We start from the raw sequence: 20036 nt of genomic DNA on the forward strand, positions 1-20036 counted from the left end.
GCGGCGAAGCAAACCAGTGCCCCACGCCGCCCACAACCACACGAAACAGTCAGGGCAGTTCGGCCACGGAAGCTTCGTGCGGACGTCGTACGGCCGTTGCACGCGGTCGCACGGACGACACACACGTCACCTGGTCGGGGGCGTGCGGGCGCGCGTCAGACGAAGTTGACCTCCGCCCTTTCCAGCAGCGGGTCCTCGGTCAGCGAGAACAGCGGCACGGCGTTGTTGGCGCTGCGGAACCGGCCGCCGTAGTGCAGGCCGAGCACCCGGTGGTCGGCCAGGTCGAACACCGGCGAGCCGCTGTTGCCGCCGAGCGTCGAGCAGTCGTGGTGCATCGTCAGCCCGTCCGGCAGCAGCGCCGTGGCCGTACCGGGCTGGAGTCGCTTCACGTTGTAGACGTCCATGAAGATCCGGCTCATCGCCACCGGCTCGTTGCGGCGGCCGTCCGCCGCCGGATAGCCCACCACGTACACCGGGTGCCCCGCCAGGTCGGGCGGGGCGTCCGCGGCCACGGCGAGGGGGGTCGGCAGCGCCCCGCCGCCGCCCGCCGTGGGCTCGACCCGCAGCAGCGCCATGTCCACCTCCGGGTGGATGCCCACGATCCCGGTGACCGCGAACTCGAAGGACCGGTCCGACGGCGGCGCGCCCAGCTCCTCTACGGTGTCGATCCGGGCGCCCATGCCGGGCCGGAAGGTGAATCCGCCCTGTCCGTCCGCCCGGGTGAACTCCGCGGCCACGTGCCGGTTGGTCATCACCACGTCCGGTGACACCAGGAAGCCGGTGCCCAGCCAGTCGAAGTCCAGGTGGCCGCTGACCTCCACCCGGCCGACCCGGGCGATGGACTCCCGGATCCCGGCCCGCTGCCCGTCCAGCAGGGCCCAGTCGCCCTGCTGGGAGGCGAAGTCCTGGTTCTGGACGAGGATCGCGGGCCGGCCTTCGAGGAGCACGATGGCCTCCACCCCGAAGTCCTCGTCCTCGTCGATGTCCTCGGCGCGGCCCGCGGCCAGCTTCTCCAGCCCGCGCACCCCCGCCGCCAGCACCCGGGCCCGTTCCCCGCGCGCGGCCAGCCGGATCCGCTCGGCCGCCGCCTCCGCCGCGGGGAGCGCCACGTCGGACTCCTGGACCTCCATTTCCGTGTCCGTGTCCAGACCCTTGCGTACGCGGGCGGCGACCGCCAGCAGGTCCTCTCCGAAGACCCGTTCGGGCGGGGTCGCCACCGGGGAACCTCCGCGCATCTCACACCTCCTGGGTTGTTACGGCCGTGCCCGGGCGGCCTGGGCCGCCGTGATCTCGGCGTGCACCTGCGGGGCCTTCTCCTGCAGGTGCCGCATGATCGCCCCGAGCTGGGTGCCCACGTTCACGAACGCGGTGCTCTTGCCCTGGAAGCTGACGTCGGAGACCCGGCGGGTGCCGCGGTGCAGGGCCACCACCGTCCAGTCGTCCGTGAAGACGGGCGAGCCGGAGGAACCGCCCCGGGTGTCGGTGAAGTACTTCAGGTCCCGGTCGTCGGCCTCGAAGACCAGGTTGTTGCGCAGCGCGATCCGCTTCGGCTCCCCGCCGGGGTGCTGGATGATGTTGACCGCGACCGGCAGGTCCGGGGTCACCCGCAGCGGCTCGGCGGCGATCCGGAGGAAGGGCCGCGGCGGTGCGCCGGCGGCCAGCCGGAGGATCGCGAAGTCCAGGTCCTCGTCCCAGGCGACGAGTTCGCCCGCGCCCACCTCCCCGTCGGTGTCCAGGTCCTCCTCGGCCAGGTAGTCGAACCGGGTCCGGGAGTGCGTCGCCTGGAGGAGCAGGTCGGCCGGGTCCACGACGGGGCGCTCGTCGGCGGTGCGCTTGCGCGCGTTGACCACGTGGTGGTTGGTCACCAGCAGGTCGGGGGTGATCAGCCAGCCGGTGCCGTTGTGGGGCAGAGCGAGTGGCTGGAGCAGGGCACCTCCCTGGTACGGCAGCACCTTGATGCGGGCGACCGAGGTGCCGGCGAGTGCGCCGCCGTCCAGGAAGCCGAAGGGGACCGTGTCGTCCCGGAAGACGATCTCCTCCTTGGTCTCCCCGGTGGGCAGGTCCGGTGCGACGTCCGGCTCGCCGGCGGCGTCCCGGGCCACCCGGTCCAGGGCGCCCTGGTAGAGGTCCCGGGCGGCGGCTTCGGTGAGCTGGTCCACGGCGTTGCGCAGCCACAGGGCCAGTGGGACGCTGCCGTCGATCAGCCGTTCCACCCGGTTCATCGCGTTGAGGTCGGAGAGGACCTGCGGGCCGGGCGCCGGGAACGTCGGCAGGGACGCGCGGTACTTGGGCAGGATCCCGGCGAAGAGGAGCGGCCGGGTCATGGGGTCGGCCAGGCCCTGTTCCACCGCCGTGTCCCGCAGGCGCCGGATCTCGTCCTGGGACAGGTAATCGCCGGAGTGGGTCTCGCTTCCGGTGCTGGTGCTGGTGCTGGTGCTGGTGCCGGTGCTGGTGCCGGTGCTGGTCTCGGTCATGTTCGTGCCAGGCCGCGCGGCGGCCGTTCTCCCTTCCACCGCCCCCGATGTCCCCACCACACTCACGCCTGCTGCCGGTGTCCCTGCTGTCGCCGTCGTCTCCCCGACGGCGCTGCCGGCGTCCCGTGCCTCGCCCGGAGCCAGTCCCGCCAGCGCCCCCACACTCATCGCCGCCGCCACGCCGGAGGCCAGCTCACCGCTGAGGTCTTCCACGGCCAGCAGCCGCCGGGCCAGCCCGTCGAGGGTTCCCAGCTGCTGAGCCTCCCGCAGGGAGTCGGGCATGCCCCGCTGCGTGAGGTCTCCGCTCGTTGTCGACGGGATCCGAGGGGCGGCGTTGCTCAGCAAGGCGTTCAGCTCGTCCTTCAGGTGGGGCTCCTCGGCGAGGGCGCGGGTGATCGCAAGGGTGAGGGCGGACACGACCCGCTGATCGTCCTGCGGCAGGCCCACGACCTCCAGGGCGCGTTCCAGCGTCCGCGGATGGCCGCGGGAGACCTCGGCCGCCGCCTCCCGCACGAGTGCGGGCTGGCTGGCCAGGTCGGCGTCCGAGAGCCGGTCCAGCCGTCCGGCGAGCTGATCCCCGGCACTGCCGACCGTCCCTGCTGCGGCACCGGTGCCCAGGTTGGTACGGGCGAACCGCGCGCCCAGTGCCTCCAGGCCGTCGCCCAGCCCCGTGGCGACCCTCTCTGCTTCGGTGAGCTCATCGGCGGCCGTGGTCAGGTCGCCGTCCGCCTCGGCGAGCCAGGCGGACAGCGTCAGCAGTTCCAGCTGGAGCCGCGGGAAGCCCGCCTCCTCGGCCCGGTCCACGGCCTCCGCAGCAGCTGCCCGGGCCTCTGCACGACGGCCCAGCCGGTCCAGGGTCTCCACCCACAGGGGGTGCAGCGGGCTGCCCGCCGTCCACGGCCGGCGCTCCGCGAGCCGGGCGGCGGCTTCGTGCGCGTACCCCTGGGCCAGCAGATCCGCCACCTCATGGGCAGCGATCCGCTCCCAGTCCTCCTGGTCGGCCTCCCTGAGCACCTCGTCAGGGGTGTAATCGCCCAGCTGCCCGCTCAGGTAGGCGGCGGACCGCCCGGCGAGGTCCTCCTCGGCCCCCTCCAGGAACTGCTCGACGCCCGGGAGCCAGCGCCGTTCCACCTCCCGCGGGTTCTCGTTGAGCCGCAGCCGGTGGTAGATCTCCTCCGCCCGGGCCTCCAGCCCCTCGCGGGCCGCGTAGTAGGCGACCGCCCGCTGCCCGACGGCCCGCATCAGGTCCATCCGAGCCCTCTCGGCCAGCCGCAGCATGATGGCGCGCAGGTCACTGCGGTGGCATACGGCTCCCGGCCCGGCGGGCTCCACCAGGTCGAGCCGGGCCAGCAGGCCGAAGAGCTCCCGGGCCTCGTCGTCGGAGTCCACGCGCAGCCCGCACGGTCCGGCGAGCACCTCCCGGATCAGTTCGGGGGTGATGCTCCGGAGCGCCAGTCCCGCGTGGGCCAGGGCGCGGACCCGGTCGTCCCTGATGCGGTCGAGGATCCGCTCGTACAGGGTTCCCTGGATCAGCATCTGGTCGACCTGGTGGAAGAACTGACGACGCTGCGCGGGCAGGCTGTCGATCAGGTCCCGCGTCGACTCGGCCCCGTTGCCGGACTGTTCGACGGCGGTGTGCGCGGCCCGGGCGGCCAGCTTCAGGCTCAGCGGGTGGCCACCCACCCGCTCGGCGAGTTCGGCCGCCAGCCCCCTGTCGGTGACGCCGCCGGACATCAGCAGGGCGACGGCGGCCGCCGGGTCGAGCTCGCCCAGCTCGATGGTGAGCGGTTGCACCACCCGGGCCGGGTGCTCCGCGAGCTTGCGGCCGGACACGACGACCCGCAGCCGGGGATGGGCGTCCTCGAGTGCGGACCAGATGGCCCAGAACCGGCCCAACAGAGGGGAGCCCCGGTACTGGGCCTCCTCGAAGGAGTCGATCACGATCACCAGCGGCGGCTGCGGATCCCCCGCGGGAGTACCGACCGCCTCCAGGACCAGGTTGGCCAGCCGCCCGGCCAGCTCGGCCTCCCGCAGCCTGGCCTGGCTGTGCAGGCCGGAAGAGGAGGACCGCCCCAGCGTGGACCGGGTGGTCGCGAGCCGCTGGAGCGCGTCGACGGAGCTCTGTGCGGCCTGGTGGGCGGTGGCTGTCTCCTCGCACTCGTGGGCCAGGGCGTCGAACGCCTCCCGGTGGTCGGGGTACTGAATGCCGAGCTGGCGGGCCATCTCCGCGATCAGAGTGGAGGGTTCGTGCACCGAGAGGGTGGGCCGCTCGAAGTCGATGTACGCGAAGGGGAACCCGGACGGGAAGTCGCGCAGGCTGTCCAGCAGGAACTTGGCGAGCAGGGTGCTCTTGCCGATGCCCCCTGGGCCGTGGAGCACCACCGGCGGCGTGGGCCCGTCGTCCTGCGGCAGGGGCCCGAGCAGGGTGGGGAGGTCCGTCGGGATGCCGATGTACGCGCGCAGTGTGGCCAGTTCGGCGGCCCGCCCCTGGAAGGAGTCCTGCACCAGACGTCGCAGGGGGTGCTGCAGGCGGGCCCGGTCCAGCAGCCGCTGGACGGTCGGGATATCCGGGATGTGCGTGATGCCCTTGATCTGGGAGAGCCACAGCACGGCCTGGAGGGTGCACGGGAGGTCGTCGGCGCTCTGCCGGGGCAGGTCGGGGGGCATGCCGCTCAGGTAGGCGAGGGTGGTGCGTTCGGTGCCCGGTCCGGCCGGCACCTGATCCAGGTTCGCGAGCAGGGCGAAGCGGGCCGGGGCCGGGCCGGGGAAGCTGCGCAGGGTCTGCTCGCGGACCTCCGGCTTGAGGGTCCAGCTGACGGTGGCCATGTTCCCCCCGCCCCGGCAATCGTCCACCAGCTCCGTCATGGCCCGGCCGGTGGGCTCCTCCTCACCGGCCAGCCGCAGCCGCGTCGGGTCGAACTGGGTGAACAGGCAGGCCGCCTCCCGGTAGGCCAGCCGGAGGTTCGACACCGGCGGCGATGGCGGTGCGGTGTCCGGGGCGGAGAGCTGCCGTCCCAGCCGGGCGACGAACGCCGTGTAGTGGTCCGTGGCAGGCGCGGGGCCAGGGCTCGTCCCCGGCCCGGAGCCCGGACTGCCACCAGGTCCGGGTCCGCCCGGTCCGGGGCCGGAGTCGGGGCCGGGGCCGGAGTCGGGGCCGGGGCCAGGGCCGGAGGACCCGTAGAGCCGGACCACGTGCACCGTCGCCGCGCCCACCTTCCGCATGAAGCTCTCGGGACCGGGGGCCTCGGCAGCAGCGTGCAGTACGGCCGGGACGGCTGCGTCCACCAGGGCGGCGACCCCCTTCTCGTCGGGCGGCGCCGCGTGGTCCGGAGGCGCGGTTTCCCGGAAGAACCGGCAGAAGAATTCCCGCAGGTCGTCGGGTGTGACGACCCGTGCGGTGTCCCGGACCTCGTTGTTGCGTATCTCGTCCCGGAGTTGCCGCATGCTGTCGGAGTAGCCGAGCAGTACCAGGCGCGGTGCGCCCGGCCGGTCCCCGTACTCGTACACCATCTCGGCGAGTTTGCCGATGCAGTCCCAGACGTCGGAGTTGAGGTCGAGCCGGTCGCAGTCGTCCAGGACGAACCAGAACTGCTCCTCGGCGGCGGTGGCCTGCATGACGATGCGGTGCACGGCCTTGTGGACCGCGGGAAGTGGATCGTTCAACTGTGTGGGATTCAACGGTGAGATGCCGGTGTGCGGGTCGGTCACGTAGTCGGCCAGCCAGTGGATCACTTGGTCGGCCGTCGAGGTCTGGTTGAGCGTGACGCGTACCGGCTGGAATCCGTTGTGGGCGCCGAGGTGGCGGATGAGGTTGTAGGTGTAGGAGCGTCCGCTGTCCGGGGCACCGTCCACCACCAGGACCGTTTTGTACTGGTCCTCGGTGAATTCCCGTAGCCGCTCCCGCAGGTCCAGCCGGTCGATGAAGACCTCGGCCCCGTTCTTCAGGACGCCCGCCTGATAGGGGTCGCGCGGTGAACGGTTCAGCTCCCTCGCGGCTGACAGTTCGCCCCGGAACTGCAGGGCGATTTCGAAGTCCGGCAACACGGTCAGCGAGTCGATCCTGCAGAGCGCTTCCAGCAGTTGGAACTGTGCCTTGACGCCTCGCAGCCGTACGGCCCTGACCAGGGCCGTCGCGGCGCTCGAAGCGGTGTCGCCGTAGGGGATGGATGCGGCGAACTCTTGGGAGAAGCCGAGGTTGACGACCTGGGACTGGTAGGCGATCGCCACGTTGAACACGTGGTCCCTGACCCATTCCCTGACGAGGTCCCATTGCGTAGTGGTGAGCGGCATAGCGCACCTGCACGGACACCGCCGCTGCGGCGGCGACACGGACTGTCTGACACCTGTCATGGTTTCACCCGCCCCGTTCGGCTGCAACGCGGCCGAACGGGGCGGGGATGACCTGCGGGGGAAGGCTAGTTCCGCAGGACCATGTCGTCGTAGGACTCCAGCTTCTTCCACCGTTCGGCGGGCGCCCGGGTGACGGGCATCAGGTCGGCGGCGGGCAGCGGGCCGAAGTCCAGCCCGGTGAGTTCGACGATGTCGGTGACCGGCACCTGGAAGGTGCGGAACGGGCCGAGCGGCGGCGGGCCGCCGGGCTTCGCGCCCGCCATGGCCCGTTCGCGGTCGCGGGAGAGGTCGGGGCTCTGGTCCAGGATGTACCCGGTGGCGGCCAGGGAGCCGTCCTGCATGAAGGCGGCCACCTTCCAGAACCGCAGGGGGACCTGGATGCCGCGGTAGGGCGGGTCGGAGTCGTGCAGCACCGGCCCGGTCATCACGGTCAGCTTGCGGTCGAACCGGGCGGCGTGGTCGAGGAGATGGTTCTCCAGGCCCTGCCATAGCTGTTTGCCCTGGTTGAACACGTCGGCCTGCGGGGCGGCGTTGGTGTAGCGGAAGGTGTCGGCGTTGGCGAGGTGGGCCTCCGCGGAGGCGCCCCAGACCGGGTCGAGGCGGCGTACCAGGTGGCCGCGGTCCAGGGTGTTGTTGCGGTAGATGTCGTTGCCGCTCTGGTGGGACTCCGGTACCCGGGGGTCGAAGTCCCAGGCGTCGTCGCGGGGTACGTCCTCCAGGAGCTTCGCGCCGTCGATGCAGACGGCGGTGGAGGCGGCGAGCCGGCGGTCGGGGCGGAGGACGACGGTGAAGTGCGTGTAGGGCAGGACCACCGTCTCGACGTCCGGGGACGCGGGCACCGGGAGGGGCACGACCGGCCCGAGGAATGCCTCGTCGTAGCCGGCGCGGCCGGCGAGGGCGTCCGCGCGGGCCTCGGGAGGCGTTTCGATTGCGTTCATATGATGGAAGTACCGCGCGGGAAGGGGCATTCACGGCGCGGTGCGACGGGCCACCCGAACAGCGGGCCACCCTGATTCGGACGGCGGCGGACGCGGAACCCATGTTGTCGATCCCGCCCGTCCCCCTCCCCCCGAGGAGTCACCGTGCCCACTGGCCTGTCCATCCACGTCGGTCTCAACAAGGTCGACCCGAAGAAGTACGACGGCTGGGACGGCAAGCTCCTGGCCTGCGAGAACGACGCACGCGACATGGCCGCCGCGGCCCGCGCGAACGGCTTCTCCGACACCGTGATCCTGACCTCCGACGGCACCGTCGACAACATCACCGGTGCCCTGCGCGAGGCCGCGGGCCGGCTGCGCACCGGAGACATGCTGTTGTTCACCTACTCGGGCCACGGCGGCCAGATGGACGATCTGGCCGGCGACGACGACGAGGCCGACCGGCAGGACGAGACCCTGGTCTTCTACGACCGGCAGTTCCTCGACGACGAGCTGCACCGCGAGCTCCAGGGCTTCGAGCAGGACGTCCGGATCATCGTGGTGCTGGACTGCTGCCACAGCGGCACCAGCATCGAGTCACTCCAGGCGATGCTCCGGCCCGAGGCGCTGGAGTCCCAGTTCCAGACCCGCGACCCGGCCCGCATCGAGATCACCTCGCGGCTGATGCCCGAGTTCAAGCAGGCCGAGATCTTCGCCCGGGACCGGGACTTCTACGAGGGCCTGCAGCAGGAGCTCAGGAACGGCAACGGCGGGCCCGCGCAGAACGCCGTACTGATCGGGGCCTGCCAGGACAACCAGCTCGCCTCCGACGGCCAGGTCAACGGACTGTTCACCGAACAACTCCTCAAGGTGTGGCAGAAGGGTGCCTTCCGCGGTGACTACCGCACCTTCCACCGCGACATCCAGAAGCGCATGCCGGCCATCCAGAGCCCGAACCTCTACACCACCGGGCGCCCCACCTTCCTCGAGCAGAAGCCGTTCACCATCTGATCTACGCTCGAAGGGAACGGGGAAAGGGCGGGCACGGGGGACCGCCGGCCCGCTCCAGCCCGCGGAGGTCCGATGCGACAGCCCACGCCGGCCGGCGCCCTCACCGGCGCCTTCGCCTTCGCCCGTGCCCTGACCACCCGGCTGCTCGCCGCCCTGCTGCTGACCGCCGGCGTGCTGTCCGGAGCGGCGGTGGCCGCCGCCCCGCCCGCCCGGGCCGCCCCCGGAGACTGCAAGGAGGGCTACGTCCACCGCGCCGCGTTCCCCGGGGACCGCGTGTGCGTCACCCCGGGGATCCGCGACCGCACCGCCGCCGAGAACGCCGCCGGGCCCTCCCGGCGCGAGCCCGGCGGCGGCGCCTACGGCCCGGACACCTGCAAGCCCGGCTTCGTCTGGCGTGAGGCCGGGCCCCTGGACCTGGTGTGCGTGCCGCCCGGGAGCCGGGAGCAGGCACGCCGCGACAACGCCGCCGCGATCACCCGGCTGGAGGGCTACCGCTGACCCGTGCGCGTTACTGTGGTGGGTGCTGCCAGCCGCGCCCACCACCGGGTCCCGCGGCGGGCCTCAAGGTCGAGGAGCGGAAGACATGCAGGTCGGGGCGGGGACTGGGGTGCGCGCGTGAGGTTCCTGCACACCTCGGACTGGCACCTCGGCCGGTCCTTCCACCGGGTCGGCCTGCTCGAAGCCCAGTCCGCCTTCATCGACCACCTGATCGACACCGTGCGCGAGCGCGAGGCCGATGCCGTGCTCGTCGCCGGGGACGTCTACGACCGGGCGGTGCCCCCGCTGCCCGCCGTCGAGCTCTACGACCGGGCCCTGCACCGGCTCGCCGACCTCGGCGTGCCCACGGTGATGATCTCCGGCAACCACGACTCCGCCCGCCGCCTCGGCGTCGGCGCCGGACTCATCGGCCGGGCCGGGATCCACCTGCGCACCGACCCGGCCGGCTGCGCCGACCCCGTCGTCCTGGCCGACGTACACGGCGAGGTCGCCTTCTACGGCCTGCCCTACCTGGAACCGGCCCTGGTCAAGGACCGGTTCGCGGTGGACCGGGTCAGCCACGAAGCAGTCCTGGGCGCAGCCATGGAGAAGGTCCGCGCCGACCTCGCCGGGCGTCCGGCCGGTACCCGCTCGGTGGTCCTCGCACACGCCTTCGTCACCGGCGGCCGGGCCAGCGACAGCGAACGCGACATCGCCGTGGGCGGGGTCGAGGCCGTCCCCGACACCGTCTTCGACGGGGTGGACTACGCGGCCCTCGGACATCTGCACGGCTGCCAGACGATCAGTGAGCGGGTCCGTTACTCCGGATCCCCGCTCGCCTACTCCTTCTCCGAAGTCGACCACCGCAAGTCCATGTGGCTGGTCGACCTCGGGCCGGAGGGCGAGATCACCGCGGAACGCGTCGACACCCCGGTGCCCCGGCCGCTGGCCCGGATCCGCGGGCACCTGGAACAGCTGCTGGAGGACCCCGCCCTCGAACGGCACCGGGATTCCTGGGTCGAGGCCACCGTCACCGACCCGGTCCGCCCCGAGGACCCGATGGCCAGGATCACCGCCCGCTTCCCGCACGCCCTCAGCCTGGTCTTCGACCCCGAGGGCCGCAGCGAGGACGGCACCGCCTCCTACGCCCAGCGCCTGCGGGGCCGCACCGACCAGCAGATCGCCGAGGACTTCGTCGCGCACGTCCGCGGCGGAGGCCTGCCCGACGAGGCCGAGCGGACCGTGCTCCGCGAGGCCTTCGACACCGTCCGCACCGACACCGCCCGGACGGAGACCGCCCGATGAGGCTGCACCGGCTCGAGGTCACCGCCTTCGGGCCGTTCGCGCAGCCCCAGGAGATCGACTTCGACGCCCTCTCCGGCGCCGGGATCTTCCTCCTCCACGGCCCCACCGGTGCCGGCAAGACCTCCGTCCTCGACGCCGTCTGCTACGCCCTCTACGGGTCCGTACCCGGCTCCCGCCAGGCCCCCGGCACCAGCCTGCGCAGCCACCACGCCGACCCCGGCACCCCCACCGAGGTCAGCCTGGAGCTCACCGTCGGCGGCCGCCGCCTGGAACTCACCCGCCGGCCCGAACAGGACCGCCCCAAGAAGCGGGGCACCGGCACCACCAAGGACAAGGCGCAGAGCCGGCTCCGCGAGTACACCGCCGAGCACGGCTGGCAGCCGCTGTCCCGGTCCCACCAGGAGATCGGTGAGGAGATCGAGCAGCTGCTCGGCATGAGCCGGGAACAGTTCTGCCAGGTGGTGCTGCTGCCCCAGGGCGACTTCGCCCGCTTCCTGCGCGCCGACGCCGAGGCCCGCGGGCGGCTCCTCGGGCGGCTGTTCGACACCCGCCGGTTCGCCGCCGTGGAGACCCTGCTCGCCGACCGGCGCCGGGCCGCCGAGGCCAGGGTGCGGGCCGGCGACGAGAAGGTGCTGGCCACCGCCCAGCGGTTGGCCCAGGCCGCCGGGGACACCCCCGACCTGCGGGACTGGCCGCTGCCCGACCTCACCCCCGGCGACCCGGGACTGGCCGGGGCGGTCCGCGCCTGGGCGGCCGTCGCCCGCAGCGGGGCCCGGGAACGGCTGACCGTCGCCGAGTACGCCCTCGCCGCAGCCGAAGGACGGGACGCCGCCGCCCGCCGCGAGGCCGACGAGGCCCGGGAGCTCGACCGGCTGCAGCGCCGGCACGCCGAGACCCTCGCCCGTGCCGCGGCCCTGGAGGCCGCCGCGCCCGAACGCGACCGGGTCCGCGCCCGCCTGGACCGGGCCCGGCGCGCCGACCTGGTCCGGCCCGCCCTGCGGCTGCGCGAGGCCGCGGCCGAGGCGGCCCGGGCCGCCGCCCGCGCCGAGACCGACGCCCGCGCCCGGCTGCCCCACACCCTGGCCGAGGCCGGCACCGAACAGCTGGCCGCCCTGGAACAGCGGCTCCGCGAGGACCTCGGTGCCGTCGGCGCCGCCCACCGCGACGAGCAGCGGAGTGCCGAGATCGGCCGTGAGCGCGCCGCCCTCGACCGGGAGGCCCGTGCGGCCGAGGAACTGCTCCACGAGGACGCCGACTGGCTGGCCCGCTGGGACGCCACCCGCGCCGCCCTGCGGGACCGGGCCGACACCGCCCAGCAGGCCGTCACCCTCGCCGAGCAGCTCGCCGGCGCCCTCGAACCGGCCCGGCTCCGGCTGGACGCCGCCCGCCGCCGCGACACCCTCGCCGCCGAGGCCGGCACGGCCGCCGCCGCGCTGCTCGCCGTACGGGAGGAGTCCGGGGCGGCCCGGGAACGCTGGCTGGAGCTCAAGGAGGCCCGGCTCCGCGGCATCGCCGCCGAACTGGCCGAGGCCCTCGTCACCGGCGAGCCCTGCACCGTGTGCGGCTCGGCCGACCACCCCGCCCCGGCCCGCCCCGCCCCCGGCCACGTGGACCGGGCCGCGGAGGACGCCGCCCACGCCCGCTACGAACGCGCCGAGGAGCGCCGCGCCGAAGCGGAGCGCCGACTGGCCGCCGTACGCCAGGCCGGAGCCGAGGCCGCGGCCGCCGCCGGGGACGCCGGCACCGCCGAACTGCTCGCCCGTACCCAGGACCTGACGGTGCGCCACGCCACCGCGCAGGCCACCGCCGGTGGACTGCACGCCGCCCGCGAAGCCCTCGACGCCGCCGAGCGCGAGCACACGGCCCGCAGCGAGAACCGGCAGCGCGCCGAAACGCTCGCCGCCGCCCGCGCCTCCCGCCGGGAAACCCTCGAAGCCGAACAGGAAGCCCTGGAAGCCGGACTGAGGCTGATCCGCGCCGACGCCGGCAGCGTCGCCGAACGCGCCCGCACCCTGGAGACCCGGATCCGCCTGGTGGCCGCCGCCGCGGAGGCCCTGCGCCGCGCCGAAACCGCCGCACAGCGCCTCAAGGAAGCCGACGACCAGCTCGCCGACGCCGCCTTCAAAGCCGGCTTCGACACCACCGGGCAGGCCGCCGATGCCCTGCTCCCCGAGGACGAACGCCTCTCGCTGCAGCGCCGGACGGACGCCTGGCAGGCCGAAGAGGCCCTGCTCGGCGATCGGTTCGCCGAGGCGGACGCGGCAGCCGCCGCCGAGCGGGAACCCGCCGACCCGGCCGGGTGCACAGCGCGCGCCGAGCGGGCCGCGGCCCGGTTGCGCACCGCCGTCTCCGCCTGCGACGCCGCCCGGGTCCGCTGCGCCGAACTCGACCGGCTGTCCCGCCTGGCGGAGTCGGACCTGCGGGCCATCGGCCCGCTGCGCGAGGCCTACGACCGGGTGGCCCGCCTGGCGGCACTGACCGCGGGCACCTCCGCCGACAACGAGCGGAAGATGAGGCTGGAGGCGTACGTGCTGGCCGCCCGGCTGGAGCAGGTCGCCTCGGCCGCCTCGGCGCGGCTGCTGCGCATGTCCGGCGGGCGGTACACGCTCGTCCACTCCGACGCCCGGGCGGGCGGCCGCGGCCGCTCCGGCCTCGGGCTGCACGTGGTGGACGCCTGGACCGGCCTGGAACGGGACACGGCCACGCTCTCCGGCGGCGAGACCTTCTTCGCCTCGCTCGCGCTGGCCCTGGGCCTGGCCGACGTGGTCACCGACGAGGCCGGCGGGATGCGCCTGGACACCCTCTTCATCGACGAGGGCTTCGGCAGCCTGGACGACCAGGCCCTGGACGAGGTGCTCGACGTACTGGACTCGCTGCGGGAACGGGACCGCAGTGTCGGCATCGTGAGCCACGTCGCCGACCTGCGCAGCCGGGTCCAGGCCCAGTTGGAGGTCGTCAAGCAGCGCGGCGGCTCGGTGGTCCGGCACCGCACCGGCGGCTTCACCGGCTGAGCGGCGTGGGCCTCCGCGCGGTCTCACGGGCTGAGCGGCCGCCGGGGGAGGGGCGAGGAGTAGACGATGCTGGTGGTGACCGGGCCGAGGCCCGCGATCCGCCCGGTGATCTCCTCCAGGTGTCCCATCGAGCGGGCGGCGACCTTCAGCACGAAGCAGTCGTCGCCGGTGACGTGGTGCGCCTCCAGGATCTCGGTGGTGGTGCCGAGCAGGTCGTGGAACGGCTTGTAGTTGCCGTGCGGATAGCGCAGCCGGACCAGGGCGAGGATGGACTTGCCGAGCTTCTCGGGGTCCACCACCGCGGTGTAGCCGGTGATCACCCCGGCCTCCTCCAGCCGGCGGACCCGCTCGGTGACGGCGCTCGCGGACATCGAGACGGTGCGGGCGAGCTCGGCGAAGCCCGCCCGGCCGTTCTCCTGAAGGGCTTCGAGGATGCGCCAGTCGGTGGCGTCCGGGGAATAGCCGGTCATGCTGCCCATGCTGCCGGGCAATCCCCGGTCCAACAAGTGATACGCCGGGGAAAGTCACTTCCAGGAGTCGATCATCGACCGTAGATTTCTGGTCATGACCACGACCGAGAACGCTTCCGCGCCCGCCGTTACCGCCAACCCCGTGCTGCGCGTGCCGCCGGCCACCCCCGCCGCCGCGGCCGCGTACTTCGCCGCCAGCCTGGCCTTCCACGCGGACGTGTCCGATGTCGCCGCCGCCTTCGCGGCCCACCGCGAGCAGGGCGCCGAGCTCGGCTTCCAGCTGATCGACTCGCGCTCCACCGCCTCCTGGGACCAGGCCCACGTGCCCGGCGCGATCCACCTGCCCACCGCCCTCATCCCGGAGCAGGCCGAGCGGCTGCTGGACAAGAACCTCCCCGTGGTCACCTACTGCTGGGGTCCCGGCTGCAACGGCGGTACGCGCTCGGCACTGGCGCTGGCCCGGCTCGGCTTCCAGGTCAAGGAGATGCTCGGCGGCATCGAGTACTGGATCCGCGAGGGCTTCGAGGTCGAGACCTGGCAGGGCCCGGCGCAGCGTTCCGAGGCCGACCCGCTGACCGCGCCCGTCGACTCCGACGACTGCGGCTGCTGACCCGGCGGGCCGCCCGCCCCACGGGGGAGCGGGCGGCCCGTCCGCGTACGCGCCGTACACGTTCGCGCCGTACACGCCGCGGCGGAGCCGGGAGGTCAGAGCCGGGACAGCTCCTCGACCAGGTCGTCCAGGCCCAGCGAGCCCTGCGACAGCGCGGCCATGTGCCACGCCTTCAGGTCGAAGGACTCGCCGTGCGCGGCCCGCGCGTTGTCGCGGCCGAGCAGCCAGGCACGCTCGCCCAGCTTGTAGCCGATCGCCTGGCCCGGCATGGACAGGTAGCGGATCAGCTCGCTCGCGACGAAGTCCGCGGGGCGCCCGCTGTGCAGGCCGAAGAACTCCTCGGCGAGCTCCGGGGTCCAGCGCTCGCCCGGGTGGTACGGCGAGTCGGCCGGGATCTCCAGCCCCAGGTGCATGCCGATGTCCACGATGACCCGGCAGGCCCGCATCATCTGGCAGTCCAGGTAACCGAGCCGCTGCTCGGCGTCCGTGAGGTAGCCGAGCTCGTCCATCAGCCGCTCCGCGTACAGGGCCCAGCCCTCGGCGTTGGCGCTGACGATGCCGACGGTCGCCTGGTAGCGGGAGAGCTGTTCGGCCACGTGCGTCCACTGCGCGAGCTGCAGGTGGTGGCCCGGAACGCCCTCGTGGTACCAGGTGGACACCAGGTCGTAGACGGGGAACCGGGTCTGGCCCATGGTCGGCAGCCAGGTCCGGCCCGGACGGGAGAAGTCCTCCGACGGGGAGGTGTAGTACGGGGCCGCGGCGCCGCCCGGCGGGGCGATCCGCGACTCCACCTTCCGTACCCGCTCGGCGAGTTCGAAGTGCGTGCCGTCGAGCTTCTCGATGGCCTCGTCCATGATGCCCTGCAGCCACGCCCGGACCTCGTCGACGCCCTCGATGTGGGTGCCGTGCTCGTCCAGGTGCTTCAGCGCCTCCCAGGGGGTGGCGCCGGGCAGGATCTTCGCGGCCTCGGTCCGCATCTCCGAGAGCAGCCGGTGGTATTCGGACCAGCCGTAGGCGTAGGCCTCGTCGAGGTCCAGGTCCGTGCCGTTGAAGTAGCGCGACCAGCGGGCGTACCGCTCGCGGCCCACGGTGTCGGGCTGCCCGGCGAGCGCGGGCGCGTACACCTCGCTCATCCAGTCGCGCAGCCCGACGAGGGCGGCGGTGGCGCCGGCGGCGGCCGCGTCGAGCCCGTCCCGCAGGGCGGCGGGTCCGTCCGCGACGAAGGCGGTGAAGAAGTCCGGCCCGTCGCCGTCCTGGCCGGCCCATTCGGTCAGCTGCCCGATGAAGGTGGCGGTGGCGCGGGGGCCCCCGTACAGGCCCCTGGACAGGCCCAGTTCGAGGCAGGCGCGGTAGCCGGCCAGGGCGTCCGGGACGGCGCGCAGCCGCTCCGCGACGGCGGCCCAGTCCTCGTCGGAGTCCGTGGGGGTCAGCGTGAACGCCTCCCGCACCGCGTGGACGGGGGAGTGGATGTTGCTGACCGCGCGCAGGTCCTCGTCGGCGTCGTGCACCGCGAGTTCGGCCGTCAGACGCTCGCGCAGGAGCCGGGCGCAGCGCCGTTCCGCGTCGCTCCCGGCGTCCGGCAGCCGCTCGGCGGCGTCCAGCCGGGCGAGCGTCGCACGGGCCAGTTCCGCGACGGCCGCGCGGCCGGCCGGGGAGAAGTCGGGCAGCCTGCCGGAGCTGGCGGCGTCGCCGAGGTACGTGCCGGTGATCGGGTCGAGGACGATCAGGGCGTCGACGTACGCGTCGGCGACCTGGCGGGGCAACTGGTGGTCCTGCGCAGCGGTGGTGTCTGACATGCGGACATCTTCGTACGGAGGACCCGCGTCCGTCACTACCGTATCGGCCCGGCCGCCTGACGGGGCCGGGCCGACCGTGACGGAACGGCGGCCCCCGCTCAGCCCTCCCGGCGCCGCGGGAGCTCGCCCGGGACCGCGTGCGGGAGTTCGTACGCGAGCCGGGACCGGACGGGGGCGGCGTCCAGCCGGGCGGTGATCACCAGGATCCCCTCCTCGATCTGGTAGTCGAGGGGCAGGCCGAGGCCCCGCATGGCCGCCACCATGCCGGTGTTGGAGGACTGGGTGACGGCGTACACGCTGTCGCACCCGGCCTCCACGGCCATCGCGACGAGTCGGCGCAGGAGTTCGGAGCCGATGCCACGGCGCTGCCACTCGTCCTCGATGAGCAGCGCGACCTCGGTCTCGTCACCGTCCCACAGCAGGTGGCCGAGGGCGACCAGTCGGCCGGAGGCCGTCGTGGCCGCCAGGGTACGGCCGAAGCGTGGGCTGAGCAGGTGGCCCAGGTACCGGTCGGCGTCGGCGACCGGGCCGTGGTAGCGCAGCCCGAGGGTGCGCTCGGAGCACCGCTCGTGCATGGCGACGGCCGCTTCGAGGTCGGCGGAGTCGGCCCGGCGCACGGTGATCTCGTTGCCTTCGGGCAGGGTCAGTACGTCCCGGCTGCGCGGCACGCGCGGGCCGAGCCGGGCGTCGAGCTCGACCAGGGCGCGGGCCCGGGCGAACTCGGTGGGGGTGAAGGGCAGGTAGGGCCGTTCCACGGTGATGGCGCCCCCGGCGGGGTCGCGCAGCCGCATCACCGTGGCCTCCAGGACGCCCTCGACGGGGGCGTCGGCGGCGGTGTTCGGGCGGCCCGAGAGGGTGGTGGCGGGAATCGAGTGGATGGTGCAGCGACCGAGCAGATGGCGCAGCGCGAGGGGGAGTTCGGCGGCGTCCAGGGCGGTCCGGGTGGCCAGGCCGAGCACCCGGGTGGGGGTGTCGACCAGGTCGTGGGCGTCGGCCCGCTCGATCCAGGTGCCGTGGCCGCCCGCCCCGGCGACGGCCCGCACGATGGAGGCCGAGGGCAGCCCCTGCGGGGTGCGCAACAGGAACTCGTCGACGGTGCCGCCCTCGGCGAGCGGGTGCGTCTGGAGGGTGAGGATGTCCACTCCGTGTGCGGCGAGGGCGGTGCACAGCGTGGCCAGGCTGCCCGGCTCGTCCCGCACGGTCGTCCGCATCCGCCACAGGCTGGTGGCGGATGCGGGGGCGGCCGCGGGGACGGCGGTATCGGACGGCGCGGCCGGTGGCGGCGGGGCGTGGCTGTGGCGGCGCGCCCACCAGGTGTGGAAGGCTGCCGTGACCAGCAGTGCGACGGCCGAGGCGATCAGGAGGACCGGGCCCTTCGGACCGTGGACCACGAGGTTGGCGATGGCGTCGGCCACCGCGACGGCGCAGAACAGGGCGGCCAGTTCGACGAGGTCGCGGCGCCAGTGGTGCTGTCGGCGGTGCGAGTGGGCGGAGTGCGCGTTGTGAGCAGTCATGTACACCACTCTGGCGAACTGGTGTTGCGTGATCACGAATGATGTGTGACCGCGCGGTTAAGGATCCCAATGGCCGATTTCGTCCGCTTTTCATGGCAGGGCGGGCGGGGCCGGGGGTTCTGGTGGTTCCGGCCGTTCTGGCGGGGCCGGCCGGGCTGGTGGGCCGTCCCGGCTCCGGCCGTCCGCCTCACTGGCCGATGCGGCCCGGCTGGAGGGTCCGCGTGAAGAGTACGCCCGTTCCCTCGCCGCGCAACCGCACGGTGAGCTCCCCGCTGTCGCCGTCGATGTCCACCTCCCCGTAGTACGGAGGGTGTTCCGCCGGGGACAGGTTGGGCAGCGGGGCCGACCGTACGAACTCCTGGCGCGGGCCGAAGGTGCCGTCGAGCGGGCCGTGCGGGAAGCCGCCGGCGCCCACCGGGCCGGAGACGAACTCCCAGAAGGGCGCGAAGTCGGTGAAGGCGGCCCGCTCCGGGGCGTAGTGGTTGGCCGCGGTGTAGTGGACGTCGGCGGTCAGCCACACCGTCCCGGTGATGCGCCGGTGTTTGACGAACCGGAGCAGCTCGGCGATCTGCAGCTCCCGGCCGAGCGGGGCGCCCGGGTCGCCCTGGGCCACCGCCTCGTAGTCGGTGGCGCCGTCCGGGACGACGATGCCCAGCGGCATATCGGCGGCGATGACCTTCCAGGTGGCCCGTGAGCGGGCCAGCTCGCGCTTGAGCCAGGCCAGTTGCCCGGCACCGAGGATGCCGGCCGGGTCGTCGGTCTGGCGGTTCGGCGAGTTGGCGTTGCGGTGGGTGCGCATGTCGAGCACGAACACGTCGAGCAGGGGACCGTACGGGACCAGGCGGTACATCCGGCCCTCCGTCCCGCCGGGCCCGCCGGGGTACCCGCCGGCTCCCGGGTAGCCGTTGTGGCCGGTGCGTCCGGCGCGGCCGAGGTCCGTGACCGGGAAGTACTCGCCGAACGCCTGCAGCGCGCGGGCGGCCAGCACGTCCACCTCCTTGACCGTGTAGCGCGGGTCGTCCAGCAGCTGCCCCGGGTACCAGTTGTTGCGCACCTCGTGGTCGTCCCACTGGGCGACCACCGGGACCTGGGCGTTGAAGGCCCGCAGGTGGTGGTCGAGCAGGTTGTAGCGGAAGTTCCCGCGGAACTCTGCGAGGGTCTCGGCGACCTTCGACTTCTCCTCCGTGGTGATGTTCCGCCACACGGTGCCGTCGCGCAGCGGGACCTCCGGACGGATCGGGCCGTCGGAGTAGACCGTGTCCCCGCTGAACAGGAAGAAGTCCGGGGAGAGCCGCCGCATCTCCTCGAAGACGCGGTAGCCGCCGCGGTCGGGGTTGATGCCCCAGCCCTGGCCGGCCAGGTCGCCGGACCACAGGAAGCGCACCCCGGAGCGGCGGGTGACCGGGGTGGTGCGGAAGGTGCCGTGGACGGGCTCGCCGGAGCGGCGCGGATCGTCGGGGTCGGCGAGCAGCACCCGGTAGTGGATCTGCCGGCCGGGCGGCAGGCCGTGCAGGGTGGTGATGCCGGTGAAGTCGGTGGCGGGGCCCAGGAAGGGGCCCGGATGGTGGCGCACACCGTAGCGGAAGGACTCGCTCGGGGAGGTCTCGACCGACATCCGGGCGGGCCGGTCGGCGCGCGTCCAGACCACGGCCGAGAACGGGGTGATCTCACCGGACTGGACGCCCCAGGGAGCGCTCGGGCGGCCCGAGCGGTGCAGCGCGGGCGCGCCGGGGGCCGGCCCGGGCACGGACGCGACGGCGGCCGCGGCCGCGGTTCCGGACGAGGCGCGTGCGACAGGGGTGCCGGGGAGGGCGAGGACCGCGGACGCGGCGAGGGAGCCGCGGAACAGGGACCGGCGGGTGTGCGGCATCGTTGCGCCTCCAGGGGCGGGGGCGGCCGGGCGGGCCGTGCGGGTGGGGTCGGGCCAGTGTGCCGCCGCGCCCCCGCCCGGCCGCGTCAAGGACACGAACCGCCGGTGAACAGCGGACGGCGGCGTTGACCAGGGCCCGCCCGGCGGGACGGAATCCGGCCATGGTGCGCGGCGAACCGGCCGTCGAGGCCCTGGCGGAGCGGCCGTCGCGGGCCCGGCGAACCGGCCGTC

12 protein-coding genes are annotated in these 20036 nt (G+C 73.7%); 5 read left to right on the forward strand and 7 right to left on the reverse strand.

Translation table 11 applies throughout. The features are described 5' to 3' along the window. Positions 1-155: 155 nt before the first annotated feature. The 3 genes from AC067U_RS17925 to AC067U_RS17935 form a co-directional block, all read right to left on the reverse strand. The gene (locus AC067U_RS17925; protein WP_478830672.1) at positions 156-1235 is read right to left on the reverse strand and encodes a trypsin-like serine peptidase; all 1080 of its coding nucleotides are present in this window, start codon (positions 1233-1235) and stop codon (positions 156-158) included. Between the two features lie 18 nt (positions 1236-1253). Continuing rightward, entirely contained in the window at positions 1254-6764 is a 5511-nt protein-coding gene (locus AC067U_RS17930; RefSeq protein ID WP_478830673.1) for a trypsin-like peptidase domain-containing protein, read from the reverse strand. 125 nt (positions 6765-6889) lie between these two features. Continuing rightward, the gene (locus AC067U_RS17935) at positions 6890-7762 is read right to left on the reverse strand and encodes a DNA/RNA non-specific endonuclease (protein WP_478830674.1); all 873 of its coding nucleotides are present in this window, start codon (positions 7760-7762) and stop codon (positions 6890-6892) included. A 144-nt stretch (positions 7763-7906) separates the two neighbouring features. Between AC067U_RS17935 and AC067U_RS17940 the strand changes: the two genes are divergently transcribed. The 4 genes from AC067U_RS17940 (at position 7907) to AC067U_RS17955 (ending at position 13545) form a co-directional block, all read left to right on the forward strand. Further along, positions 7907-8752: a caspase family protein gene (locus AC067U_RS17940; protein WP_478830675.1), complete on the forward strand. Its 846-nt coding sequence runs from the start codon at positions 7907-7909 to the stop codon at positions 8750-8752. Positions 8753-8824: 72 nt separating this feature from the next. After that, positions 8825-9250, forward strand: coding sequence for a hypothetical protein (locus AC067U_RS17945; protein ID WP_478830676.1), 426 nt, complete (start codon positions 8825-8827; stop codon positions 9248-9250). Positions 9251-9367: 117 nt separating this feature from the next. After that, on the forward strand, positions 9368-10534 hold the full coding sequence (locus AC067U_RS17950) for an exonuclease SbcCD subunit D (RefSeq protein ID WP_478830677.1): 1167 nt from the start codon (positions 9368-9370) through the stop codon (positions 10532-10534). Continuing rightward, positions 10531-13545, forward strand: a complete 3015-nt coding sequence (locus AC067U_RS17955) for an AAA family ATPase (RefSeq protein WP_478830678.1) — start codon at positions 10531-10533, stop codon at positions 13543-13545. Before AC067U_RS17950 ends, AC067U_RS17955 begins: the two co-directional genes overlap by 4 nt. Positions 13546-13568: 23 nt before the next feature. On the opposite strand, the gene AC067U_RS17960 is transcribed toward AC067U_RS17955, so the two are convergent. After that, complete coding sequence (locus AC067U_RS17960) at positions 13569-14015, reverse strand: Lrp/AsnC family transcriptional regulator (RefSeq protein ID WP_478830679.1); 447 nt, start codon at positions 14013-14015, stop codon at positions 13569-13571. Positions 14016-14109: 94 nt separating this feature from the next. Here AC067U_RS17960 and AC067U_RS17965 point away from each other — a divergent pair, with 94 nt between their 5' ends. Beyond that, positions 14110-14625 (forward strand): rhodanese-like domain-containing protein, encoded by a 516-nt coding sequence (locus AC067U_RS17965; RefSeq protein ID WP_478830680.1) that lies wholly within the window; start codon positions 14110-14112, stop codon positions 14623-14625. Positions 14626-14720: 95 nt separating this feature from the next. Here the strand turns inward: AC067U_RS17965 and AC067U_RS17970 are convergent, their stop codons facing one another. The 3 genes from AC067U_RS17970 to AC067U_RS17980 form a co-directional block, all read right to left on the reverse strand. Continuing rightward, positions 14721-16421: a DUF885 domain-containing protein gene (locus AC067U_RS17970; protein ID WP_478830681.1), complete on the reverse strand. Its 1701-nt coding sequence runs from the start codon at positions 16419-16421 to the stop codon at positions 14721-14723. A gap of 98 nt (positions 16422-16519) precedes the next feature. Continuing rightward, positions 16520-17935 (reverse strand): GNAT family N-acetyltransferase, encoded by a 1416-nt coding sequence (locus tag AC067U_RS17975; RefSeq protein ID WP_478830682.1) that lies wholly within the window; start codon positions 17933-17935, stop codon positions 16520-16522. A 187-nt stretch (positions 17936-18122) separates the two neighbouring features. After that, positions 18123-19805, reverse strand: a complete 1683-nt coding sequence (locus AC067U_RS17980) for an alkaline phosphatase D family protein (protein WP_478830683.1) — start codon at positions 19803-19805, stop codon at positions 18123-18125. Positions 19806-20036: the final 231 nt, after the last annotated feature.

It is taken from the genome of Streptomyces sp. NPDC043853 (assembly GCF_056436025.1).

Excerpts from the sequence above, each read along its gene's own strand:
- AC067U_RS17925 (WP_478830672.1), bottom strand. The coding sequence starts at position 1,235 with ATGCGCGGAGGTTCCCCGGTGGCGACCCCGCCCGAACGGGTCTTCGGA.
- AC067U_RS17930 (WP_478830673.1), bottom strand. The coding sequence starts at position 6,764 with ATGCCGCTCACCACTACGCAATGGGACCTCGTCAGGGAATGGGTCAGG.
- AC067U_RS17935 (WP_478830674.1), bottom strand. The coding sequence starts at position 7,762 with ATGAACGCAATCGAAACGCCTCCCGAGGCCCGCGCGGACGCCCTCGCC.
- AC067U_RS17945 (WP_478830676.1), top strand. The coding sequence starts at position 8,825 with ATGCGACAGCCCACGCCGGCCGGCGCCCTCACCGGCGCCTTCGCCTTC.
- AC067U_RS17955 (WP_478830678.1), top strand. The coding sequence starts at position 10,531 with ATGAGGCTGCACCGGCTCGAGGTCACCGCCTTCGGGCCGTTCGCGCAG.
- AC067U_RS17960 (WP_478830679.1), bottom strand. The coding sequence starts at position 14,015 with ATGACCGGCTATTCCCCGGACGCCACCGACTGGCGCATCCTCGAAGCC.
- AC067U_RS17965 (WP_478830680.1), top strand. The coding sequence starts at position 14,110 with ATGACCACGACCGAGAACGCTTCCGCGCCCGCCGTTACCGCCAACCCC.
- AC067U_RS17970 (WP_478830681.1), bottom strand. The coding sequence starts at position 16,421 with ATGTCAGACACCACCGCTGCGCAGGACCACCAGTTGCCCCGCCAGGTC.
- AC067U_RS17975 (WP_478830682.1), bottom strand. The coding sequence starts at position 17,935 with ATGACTGCTCACAACGCGCACTCCGCCCACTCGCACCGCCGACAGCAC.
- AC067U_RS17980 (WP_478830683.1), bottom strand. The coding sequence starts at position 19,805 with ATGCCGCACACCCGCCGGTCCCTGTTCCGCGGCTCCCTCGCCGCGTCC.